The 1,464-nt window shown below is 49.1% G+C and carries 1 protein-coding gene; it reads right to left on the reverse strand.

Annotated features, from left to right (window positions below):
• On the reverse strand, positions 1-1,307 hold a 1,307-nt coding region (locus TY10_RS28440), incomplete at its 3' end, for an ISNCY family transposase (RefSeq protein ID WP_042171568.1).
• Positions 1,308-1,464 lie beyond the last annotated feature (157 nt).

Below are 1,464 nucleotides of genomic sequence, written 5' to 3' on the forward strand. Positions count from 1 at the left end.
AATCCGGCCCAGGTTTTTGAGCCAGCAAAGCCCCTGTACCGGCTTCGACTCAAACCGTACTTTCGTTTTAGTAAACTTATTTTAGCTTCACCGGCAGCACGAAAACGCTGCAGATCCTTAAACCAAAGCTGCTGCTCATGTTTGGTGCGTTTGTTACTCTTCTTTCCGCGAGCTGGTATGCTGACCCGCTTAACACTTAGGGATTCCACGAGCCTTTCATTTTCTACACTGGCAAAGCCACGATCTGTCGCTACTGCATTCGGACTGTGACCAAAGCGCTGGATGTGTTGCTCAATCGCTGGCAAGAGCAGAACATCGTCTGATGGGTTGCCCTGGTAGAGTTGGTAGCCCGTCACAAATCCGCTCTCCGTTTCGTCGATGCGTAGCTTGTAGCCAAACTCCGCACTCTTTCCGAGCTTACCTTTTTTAATGGGCCTCGCTTCCGGATCAAAGAAACTGATGATTCGATTGGGAAGGGTGCGATTACCGGCTACGACCTCTTTTGCTTGCTCCACAAGTTTTCGTGTCAGGGCGGCGGAAGCTGTTAGTTGGGATTTAAGGTGGCAGACGGTTTTCTTCCCTTTATCCCCCATGGCCTCAACTGCCTGCTCCACTTGTACACAAACCTCTTCTGTTAGATGCGCGACCGAATCCGTGACCGCTTGTATTTCTTCCCAGGATTGCTGAGTACGACGACGAAGCAGCTTTGCGATGGAAAGAATCTTCGTTTTCACTTCCTGGCTTTTATCTTCAAAGCCCTGTGCCGCATGAGAGGCTACTTTCCGGACTCGCTTCATAAGACGGTTCATAACACGGACACCATCCTGCAAGAGTGTTGCATCCGTGGGATAATGGATGTCGGATTCAAGGACCGTTGTGTCTGTGCGAAACTTGCGCGTTCGGAGTACCTGTTTCTCTTTCAAAGCATGTAGAAGCGACTCATTCAGCGCCTCGGTCATGGCTTCCCCATACCGTTTACGCGCTTTGATGAGTGTCGTGGAATCGGGTACTTTGGCATCCAGATCAATCCGGCAAAAGCGCCGCCACGCCAGGCTGTCGCTCACTTCCTGAACAAGCGTTTCGTAGCCTAGATTGTACCGGTGTTTCAAATACATGAGGCGCAAATACGTTTCAGCAGGGATGGTCGGCCTACCGCGGCGAGAAGGATGTGCATGGATAAAAGGCTCCAAAAATGCTGAATTGTCCAGCATTTCATCAATCGCTGCCAGTTCTTTCGGTAAGGTGCGTAAAGGCTCGGGAAGCAAGACATCCCAGAGTGTAAGTTGATTGTTTTTTATTTTTAACAAATGGATCACCTCAAAAAGGATTTTTGAGGGGCATTGTAGAACTTATCTCGTACGGAATTCGCCCCTCTGATGGTGTTGTTGCCTCGATAACAACAACTTCCATTCTGAGTGAACGAATTCCTTTATTGTAATGCCTCGATTTTTTCAGGGGTAACTA

This window comes from Paenibacillus gorillae, assembly GCF_000513275.1.
In the GTDB taxonomy this organism is placed as follows: Bacteria; Bacillota; Bacilli; order Paenibacillales; family Paenibacillaceae; genus Pristimantibacillus; species Pristimantibacillus gorillae.